Source organism: Microcystis sp. LEGE 08355 (assembly GCF_015207185.1).
In the GTDB taxonomy this organism is placed as follows: domain Bacteria; phylum Cyanobacteriota; class Cyanobacteriia; order Cyanobacteriales; family Microcystaceae; genus Microcystis; species Microcystis panniformis.
On sequence record NZ_JADEXI010000144.1, the window covers coordinates 1 to 9,082 of the forward strand.

9 protein-coding genes are annotated in these 9,082 nt (G+C 42.0%); 3 read left to right on the forward strand and 6 right to left on the reverse strand.

Features of this window, described 5'->3' with window-relative positions:
• Positions 1-53 precede the first annotated feature (53 nt).
• The 3 genes from IQ242_RS09590 to IQ242_RS09600 all read right to left on the reverse strand — a co-directional run bounded on the left by IQ242_RS09590 (position 54) and on the right by IQ242_RS09600 (position 2,480).
• Entirely contained in the window at positions 54-527 is a 474-nt protein-coding gene (locus IQ242_RS09590; protein ID WP_193959811.1) for a tRNA (cytidine(34)-2'-O)-methyltransferase, read from the reverse strand.
• Positions 528-674: 147 nt separating this feature from the next.
• Positions 675-1,016: a hypothetical protein gene (locus tag IQ242_RS09595; RefSeq protein ID WP_193959812.1), complete on the reverse strand. Its 342-nt coding sequence runs from the start codon at positions 1,014-1,016 to the stop codon at positions 675-677.
• Between the two features lie 420 nt (positions 1,017-1,436).
• Positions 1,437-2,480 carry a DNA cytosine methyltransferase gene (locus tag IQ242_RS09600; RefSeq protein ID WP_193959813.1) on the reverse strand — a complete coding sequence of 348 codons (1,044 nt, stop codon included), beginning with the start codon at positions 2,478-2,480 and terminating at the stop codon, positions 1,437-1,439.
• 73 nt (positions 2,481-2,553) lie between these two features.
• Between IQ242_RS09600 and IQ242_RS26060 the strand changes: the two genes are divergently transcribed.
• From IQ242_RS26060 to IQ242_RS09610, 3 genes are all read left to right on the forward strand, one after another.
• Positions 2,554-2,697 carry a hypothetical protein gene (locus IQ242_RS26060; protein WP_228020907.1) on the forward strand — a complete coding sequence of 48 codons (144 nt, stop codon included), beginning with the start codon at positions 2,554-2,556 and terminating at the stop codon, positions 2,695-2,697.
• Positions 2,698-2,863: 166 nt separating this feature from the next.
• A complete protein-coding gene (locus tag IQ242_RS26065) occupies positions 2,864-3,061 on the forward strand; it encodes a hypothetical protein (RefSeq protein WP_228020908.1) in 198 nt (65 codons plus the stop codon).
• A gap of 64 nt (positions 3,062-3,125) precedes the next feature.
• Complete coding sequence (locus IQ242_RS09610; RefSeq protein ID WP_002786666.1) at positions 3,126-3,416, forward strand: DUF3082 domain-containing protein; 291 nt, start codon at positions 3,126-3,128, stop codon at positions 3,414-3,416.
• A gap of 110 nt (positions 3,417-3,526) precedes the next feature.
• On the opposite strand, the gene IQ242_RS09615 is transcribed toward IQ242_RS09610, so the two are convergent.
• The 3 genes from IQ242_RS09615 to IQ242_RS09625 all read right to left on the reverse strand — a co-directional run bounded on the left by IQ242_RS09615 (position 3,527) and on the right by IQ242_RS09625 (position 8,460).
• A complete protein-coding gene (locus tag IQ242_RS09615; RefSeq protein ID WP_193959814.1) occupies positions 3,527-5,176 on the reverse strand; it encodes an alpha/beta hydrolase in 1,650 nt (549 codons plus the stop codon).
• A 323-nt stretch (positions 5,177-5,499) separates the two neighbouring features.
• Positions 5,500-7,143, reverse strand: a complete 1,644-nt coding sequence (locus tag IQ242_RS09620; RefSeq protein ID WP_193959815.1) for a Ppx/GppA phosphatase family protein — start codon at positions 7,141-7,143, stop codon at positions 5,500-5,502.
• A 105-nt stretch (positions 7,144-7,248) separates the two neighbouring features.
• Complete coding sequence (locus tag IQ242_RS09625) at positions 7,249-8,460, reverse strand: pentapeptide repeat-containing protein (protein WP_193959816.1); 1,212 nt, start codon at positions 8,458-8,460, stop codon at positions 7,249-7,251.
• Positions 8,461-9,082 lie beyond the last annotated feature (622 nt).

A 9,082-nucleotide genomic window follows, 5' to 3' on the forward strand; every position in this document is an offset into this window, starting at 1 on the left:
CCCTCTCCCCACGAAAAACTTTTTCAGCAGACCCTATATAGCTAAATGTCCCGCTAATGAATAAATCCCAATTGTCGTCTGGCCTCAAATAATCCGATCGCCACACTAACGGAAAGATTTAAACTTCTCACCCCCGGTTCTGCCATGGGAATATAAACCGTGTCATCGCACTTATTTAATAAATCTGCCGGAATACCGTCGGTTTCACTGCCAAAAAGTAGCCAATCTCCGCTTTGATAGCTGTATTCCACATAACTACTGCTGCCGCGCACGCTAAATCCGATCACCCTTCCGCCGCTCTTTTGTTGATATACACAGAAGTCATCGATTGTCAAGTGGTACATAAGTTTTACATAGGGCCAATAATCTAAGCCGGCCCGCTTCAGATAGCGATCGCTAATTTCAAAACCCAAGGGACCAACTAAATGCAATTCTGTCCTCGTTGCGGCGCAAGTACGGGCAATATTTCCCGTATTTGGCGGAATTTGCGGATTGATTAAAACCACTCGTAAAATCGGTTCAGTCATCAGTTATCAGTAATCAGTTATCAGTTATCAGTTCACTGTTCACGGCAAAAAACTCCCCACCTCTCAATTCATAATTCATAATTTATAATTCCCACTTCTCTTGGGTGAGGACTAACTATACTAGATTCTGCCCCACCCTAGTCAAACTTATTTTAAATTGGCATAACTATCCATACTCAACGGGACTAGATCGCCATGGATGGTCAAACCTAACAACATTGTTTCATTAGCGGGAATTAACTTGCCTGTAAGAGCGCAAATCTCATTTTTTCTAGCTGTAGCGTTAAATACTGCCCTTATATCGGTGGCACAAAACTGAGGTCGATAATCTCCTGATTTTTGCTGAACGAAATTCCATAAGACATCGCGAATGAGTGCTTGATATCCTTGATTGCCGGAAATCTCTTTCAGCTTGTCCTTGAGGACTCTTTCCAGACGAATGCTGGTGACTTCCATATCGGTAGTGGTGGTGCGTGTGATTGTCCGCATAATTTTTTCTCCCGAATACTAAAACCTATTGGTGTTACAAGTGTAGTATAAGAAAGATACCTTTAACAAGCACAACCGGCGAAACCATCACCTCTGTTGCTCTTTTTATTGTCACCTCATGGCTATTTTTACCATTTTTGAACTCTCGAAAATTAATTATGCAACAAGTCCACTGTTAATCCAGTTAGAGTCGAGCCTAAACAGCGATCGCATCGTTCCAATAATAACTATTATTAAGTAGGGAGGCACAATTATTTGTAGGATGGGTTAGCGGTAGCGTAACATGAGCGGGTGTTGGGTTTCATGCTTCAACCGTTCGGCAAAAGCTCACGGCCGAAGCCCAACCTACGTTCATCTTATATTTAATTCCACCCACCTACTTAATATACCCAAACACCTAGAAACAATTGCTATTTTTCCTCAGATTGACAATAAATCTAATTGTCTCCCCTGTAGGTCTTTAAAGCTGATATTTTCTTGAGAATCTCTGGATAAATCTAAAGATTTAATCACCTCTTTTGCCACCGCTTTTACCACGGGAATGGCCACAGAATTGCCGAACTGTTTATAAGCTTGGACATCGCTAACAACAATCTGAAAACTATCGGGAAATCCCTGTAATCTTGCCCATTCTCTGGGAGTCATTCTGCGGACGAATAATTTATTTACTTCTCCCTTAATGCGAGTAACGGGAGTGAAATTAGTCAGTCTTTTATCGATAACTAAATTTCTTTCTTTTCCCATACCTCCCACCACAATAGCATTAGCGATCCCATCGGGAGAAATAATCTCATAACCGAACCCATTACCTTTATTTTGGTGTCTGGCCTTGTGTTTAAACAAAGTTTCTAAATACTGATTAGAGAGATAATATTTAACGCTGACTTCCTTTTCTTCTAGTATATCTTTGAGACAAGTTTCTTGATGGGTTGGTTGGGGATAGGAAAAATGGTAAATATTTAAATCTTCTCGAAAACCGACGATAAAAATTCGGGGACGGTTTTGAGGAACCCCAAAATATCTGGCATTTAAAATCTGGGGACTAGGGACAAAATAATGCAAATCCTTTTCTAGTATATCTAAAATAGTTTTTAAAGTTTTACCTCGATCATGGTGGACTAAACCCTGGACATTTTCTAAGATAAAAGCTTTCGGTTTCTTTTCGTGTAAGAGCCGGGCAACTTCAAAAAATAAGGTTCCGCGTGCATCTTCAAAACCGTGTTTTCTGCCGGCGATACTAAAGGCTTGACAGGGAAACCCGCCACAGAGTATATCATGATCGGGGACAGTTTTTACCTCTAATTTTCTGATGTCTTGATTATCGGGTAAATGACCATAGTTAGCTAAGTAAACCTTTTGGGAGTGAGGATCGATTTCCGAGGAAAAAACGCATTGACAACCGAGATTCTCTAAGGCGATTCTAAATCCTCCTATACCGGCAAATAAATCAATAAAAGTCCACATATTTTATCTATTCTAAGCTTTAGTTTTGAGCCCTGAGACGATATTAAACCAGCTATCTTAGATTTTAGTATAAATGCTCGCATCTTTAACACAGGCAGGATTCAAGTCTCTCCTCGCCTACGCTTTAGAATTAGTCTGTCAAGGTTATACTACCCTAGAGGAAATCGAGTGCCTCATAGCCGATCAATTCACTTTGCCACCTCTGTGCTGCCAATAATCCTGAGATTCCCTCGGATGTTTTCGGGAGAATCGAGGCGATCGAGCAGTTATTACAGGCTCTCAACCGTGAATTACAGTCACTAAAGCGGGAAATTAGCCTAAATTCTGCCACAGATTCCCCTGAGAGCGCAAATCCGACTATTCTCGACCAAGAGTTACCTGATTTGACTAATCTAATCCTTTCTTCCCAAAACTGGTCATCGGACAAGGAAACGATCGTTTTCGCTGCCCCTGTTTATGAGGAGTTAACCGACCCCGGCGATTGGGAACAGTTAAAACGGGAACTAGACCCCAATCAAGACCTGATCACCTCCTCGCAAGTCAATACTTCTTTTCCTTCCGCCCTCGATTCTTGGCCCTAGTCGGGTAAAATGCTGGGAAAAGAATTAAAATTTAACCTGGGCAGTATTTGAGGACTAAAAAGTAATGACCACAGAATTAGAAACCAAAAAAGTTACTCCTACTCGCTGTTTAGTTGGCGCAGCAATTTCGGCAGCATTGGGGACAATTCTCTATTATCTCACGGCAGCGATCGGTCATTCTTTTTACTCAAAACCAATGGTTGCTCACAGTCCGATCGCCTTGAGAATTGGCAGCGCTGTCCGCACTTTAGTTTTTGGTTTAGCTTCTCTAGGAACCTTTATTTTTGCTTTTGTCACCATTGGTTTAATTCTTTTGGCTATCCAATTACTACTTAAACGCCCTCAACAAACATAAATTATGAATTATGAATTATGAATTGGAAGTGGGGAAGTGGGGAAGTGGGGAGCTTTTCACTGATCAGTAAACTGATAACTGATAACTGATAACTGATAACTGATAACTGATTAACGGACATTTTGTGCAATAAAATCTTCGATTAGCTGTTCTAAAGCGGCCGAGGAGGCGCGGGTAATCAGAAAACATCTAAACTTTTGGCCTTGACTGAGATATTGGGAATAGGCCGCCTGTAAAAAAGGTTTATAGCTGGGGTTTTTGCGAATATACACCTCAAAAAAGGCCAAAGATAGGGAATGGGCGTAACTATCGATTACATAGGGTGCTGGCAGGGTAAGATCGGCTACGGATTCGAGCGCTTCGTTAATTCCCGCATCTAGTACCGAAAAATCAACGTGAGCTTGACCTTCAATCAGAGCTAAATATTTATTTTCGGTGTTGAGCAGGGGAAAAGAGCGCACCTGTTCAAAAATAGCGGGGGTAGCGGGATCGTAGGTTCCTGCCGCTACAAAAGTGGGAATTTCGATCTTAGCCAGTCCTTTAGCCCCGAAAATACTCCAATTAAACGGATTAACCGCAAAAATCGCTTTGATTCTCGGATCGCGAAAGTTGTATTCTTCTCGGGGTAAATCCAAAGCACGACACTGCAGCAAGAGGGAGACATTGAGAAAAGCTAATCTTCTTTGACAGTCCCGTTGTAAATTCTCGAAATCGATCGTCGCTCCACCCACGGCTAAGGCTGTATAACCGCCGAAGGAATGTCCACCAACTCCCACATTATCTAAATCTAATTGCCCCTGAAATTCCCCCGCGTTGCGTCTTTGCAATTCATCGATCACAAAAGATATGTCCAATGGACGATCAACAAATTCGTTGGTATAAAAAACTGTCCGCGATAAACCGGCCAGCAGATTCTGTACCTGTAGGGTATCGCTGCCGGGGTGTTGGGGCATAGCGACGAGATAACCGTAACTAGCAAAGTGTTCCGCGTGTCGGACAAAATCTTCGGGACGGGAAGCTAAACCGTGGGAAAAGACGATAACGGGGGTTTTCTGGGTTAATTGCCCCTTGGGTTTGACAATAATTAGATAAAGTTCCCTCTGACGACGGCTATCGGTTAAATCCAGCCGCATCTGTTCCACTTGTTGGGGTCCCGGTTGTCGGGGGTCGGTCATGGCGGTAAAATTAATTTCACCGGCCTTTTTAGCTTCTTCTAAGGATAATTGCGCCACCTTTTCCGTGAATACTGTGGTGGCTTTCAGGACGACATCGATCGCCCGAGCTAGTCTTTGCACTTTTGTCACATCAATCTGCATATTAGTGGGCAGATTACGCAGCAGGTTAAGAATAGTTACCCCTCCCGGTTCAAAAGCTGATTTAACTAGGGCAGAACGCAGGGCAAATTTACCATTAATACCCCCTTGAATGGTGATCAGTTCCCCTAAAAGGTTGAGGATATCTTCCCCCATTCTGGTTTTAAAAAAGCGCGAGATCAGGACGGGATTAATTTCTTTACTTGTGGTTAAAGCTTGGCGAAATTCTTTTTGTTGTTCGGCGGTTGTATTACCCAAATATTGTCTTAGATTAGCGTCAATTCTGCCAGTCTTGGCAAACTTTTCTAGGGAACTAATTTCTAGGGTACGACTAAAGGGCGCTAAGATAAAAGTGATTCTCTCGGCCGAGAGGACAGGGAAGCTAGTCAGTATCGTTCCCAAGCAACCAAGAGCGATCAAGCGGCCAATTTTAGCTAATTGCAACAAGTTTTTCGGCTCCTTTTCTTCCTGCGTTCCTATTCCCTCTGGATTATAACAGTAACTTCGCAGTTTTTAACGTTTTTTTTGCTTGACTATCAACAAAAATTATCAATTTACCTCGATCGATAATCTTGACCTAGAACGTAGGTTGGGTTGAAGCATGAAACCCAACGCCCGATTATGTTACGCTACCGCTAACCCATCCTACAAATAATTGTGCCTACCTACTTATCAATTTACCTTGATCGATAATCTTGACCTAGAATAATAGGTAACAAGTCTCGAAAATTTCCATCTTGCCGATTTCAAGCTACTCACCGCTCATGATTTCAGGGTAAAAATGCCAAAGTTGCCACTACTTTCACCCCAAATTCTTCCTCAAAAACAGGTTTTTTATAGTCTAAACTCCACAATTCTAAAGCACAATCATCTTCAGCATTATTGGGAAAAAGATGCAGATGTAGGGTTCTATATTCGGGATCATACTTACATTCAATCTTTTTAATCGCTCCTATTTGTCGTCGATCTAAAGCCACGGCCAAGCGCAGTATAGCACTTAGATGTCTGACCATATACTGATAGTATTCCGTCAATTTCATAAAATCATCGTGTCTTTTCTTCGGTTTACTTTTGCGGTGATAACGAGCGATATTAGCGATAACTTCTAACTCTATTTCTGTATAGCCCAACAGTTCACCATTGCGAATTAAATAATAGGAATGTTTATGATGGGCAGCATGACTAACATATAAACCACTATTATGTAAAATTGCCGCCGCCCATAATAGATCTTTAGCCTCCTGATTCCAAGAATGTAATTGTGCTTGGGTTTGCTCGAACAAAGACAGGGAAAATGTCGCTATCCTCTCGGCCGATTCTAAATTAACTTGATACTTTTTCGCTATTTTCAAGACACTGCGCTGACGGATTTCACTCTGATAAAGTAACCGATTATCAATTAAACCGTGCGTCAGCATCCAATCGACGATTACCCCTTCTCGCAGGGCCCTTTCACAGAGAACTAACTTATCAACATCTAACATGGTCATCGCTTCCAAAAGCACGATCGAACCAGCTAGAATTATCTCGGCCCGTTTATCGGACATCCCCAGAATTGCCAGTCTTTGGTGATAGTCCAAAGTGGCGAAACGTTTGACCAATTCTTTGACATCTTTGCGGGTTAATTGATAGCCATTTAAAGGATTGGGAATTTCCCCCAATTTCTCCAAAGCATGGATAGTCATCAAAGTTTCGATCGTCCCAGAAGTTCCCACTAAACGCGGCACTTCTCCCAACTGTAAATGATGTTTAATTTCCTCTACTGCCCGCTCCAACATTCCCCTGGTGTATGCCCTTAAATAGGCTAATTCTGTGGTACTAATGGGATCGGTAGTGATTAAATCTTGCGTCAAACGCACCGCGCCGATTTTGGTACTACTAAGAAAGCGAATTTCTTGACTATCAGCTAAGATTAATTCCGTGGAACCGCCACCAATATCGATAATAATATGGGCTTGGTTTTGGAAATCCATCCCCGAGACGACACCGAGATAAATCCGGCGCGCTTCCTCCTGTCCAGAGATGAGATTTACAGAAATACCGACTTCTTTCTCGATTAAAGCCAAAAATTCGTCACCATTGGCCGCTTCCCGGGTGGCGCTGGTGGCAACGGCAATAATCTGATCCGCATGGAGACTAATAGCTAGATCGTGACAGCGTTTTAAAGCGGCGATCGCTCTTTCCATGGCCGCTAGGGTTAATTTACCAGTTTTTCTATCTCGATCGCCCAGACGGACTGTATCCTTTTCTCGGGCAATAATCGTAAAAGCGGGTAAAGACGGTTCAATTTTCACCACTACCATGTGAACCGAATTCGTACCAATATCGATCGCCGCTAGGATTTGGACATCGGGGACTTTTGCCTGGGGCGCTAGTCCCCAATTGGCTGTAACTTGATTAGAAATATTCACCATCGCTTATCAGTGATCAGTTACCAGTCGGGGGATAGGTGTTAAGGCTGGTCTTATTATCCCTCTAATTGTCCGCCTCGGCGCTGCAATTTTAGCTTTGTATAGCATTCATTCGTCAATATACAATTTTCGCTGCTCCAGGGCCAATTGCCGGAATTCCCCTTCCCCAAATTCTCCCTCCCTGGGACGGCGCTCTCCCTCCGACTCGACTAAATAGATATAATCACAATCAACCCCTTCTAGATTGCTATTTTCGGCGATTTTCCAAGCTTCGATACAAGCACCCGTCAGGGTAGCTCCCTGTAGATTGGCTCTCATCACGTTACTATGGGCTAAATTTGCCCCTTCTAGATTAGCGTAGGCTAAATTTGCCTCGCTCAAATTTGCCCTAGTCAGGTTGGCATTTTTGAAGTTAAACCCGGAAAGATTTAGTCCGCGAAAATTATAGCCAATATAAGCTTTATTTTCCCCTTGACCAGTAACCAGAAGATTTCTCATCGCCACTTCGGCTAAAATTGTCTTTTCCCAGCGCGCTCGCTCGATGCCCGATACCAGATAAAATCGAGTTCTAGTTAAATCTTTTGCCCTTAAATCAGTGGCTTTTAACTGCGCTCCCGTGAAATCCGCTTCTTTAAGATTTGCTCCGCAAAAATTTGTACCTTGACTGGCTAAAAAAGCAATTGCTATCGATTTCGCCATCGTTTCTCTCGATTCTTCTAGGGACAACCAGGCCAGATAAGCGGTGAATAAATTACCACAAAACCCAACCATCAAAGCTATAGAAAAAGTTCCATTCATCACGGCTATTCCAGCTAATGCTCCTTGAAAAGCCAAGATAATTACTGTCAATAAACTTAAAATTAAGCTGATGCAAATTGCTAGGATAAAACTTGTTGATTGACCAGAAATCAAGGATAAAACTAAGGGTAATCCCCCAACTCGCTGACGATAAAATCTTCCGTAAATTAGGGATAAAATCGTGATTATCACCGCAGCAATGATTTTAAATTGGCTTACATCTGTCACCAGCATTAAAGCTAGATAATAACCAGCTAATCCCCACAGATATCCGCAGAAAGCCGCTATTAACCAAGAAATTAAAATTAATTGTAGCCGACCGCGCTTTAGTAATCCTGCCCTGGCCTCGGTAAATTTAGTTCCCTCTAAAATAGCCCCTTGAAAATTAGTACCACGCAGATCTGCTTGACTAAAATTAGCCCCGGATAAATTCTGTCCGTGAAAACACTGTCCTTTTAATTTTACTCCTGTAAAATTGCGTTTCCCTTTGGCATATAAATCCAGTAACTCACTTGCTTTCATAGAAATTACATATATCTGTTTTTTGCTTGATTAATTAATTAATTAATTAATTAATTTAATTCATAACACCTATTATCTTTTAAAAATTGGCCTTGGTTATTTTTTGGCTATACTAAATCCGTTGAGTATAGGCTAGTTATGAGGAGAGGCACTCATGCAAAGGGGAGAATAAATAATCAGTTTTTAATAACCAGATTTAGTCTTATGGCTTGTTTTTCCGCAGATTCAGCACTCTCCCATAAGTAGTCGTGCAAAATTAATTTCCTAGTCGAGACTCCGAGACTCCGAGACTCCGAGACTCCGAGACTCCGAGACAGCTATCAGGGATCGGATTTGAGTTTTCAGTTCACTGTTTACTCACATCAGCAAAAGACTGACGGCTGAGAGCTTAGATGTGTAATTAATTTTGCTTAGGTACTTACCTTGTAAACAAGATTTAGTATAAGCTAAGACGCATCTTAACCGCCTATCCTTAGATTAGCTGCCCCCCCCTTGCCCCTAGGGATGTTTCATTCTCCCATCAGAATATCAAAAGTAAAAGCGATCACTGTCTTTGTAAAATGAGAAGTGACCGCGAACTTTTAAAACATATGTTGAGCTTAATAGAAAAACTGAAACAAGT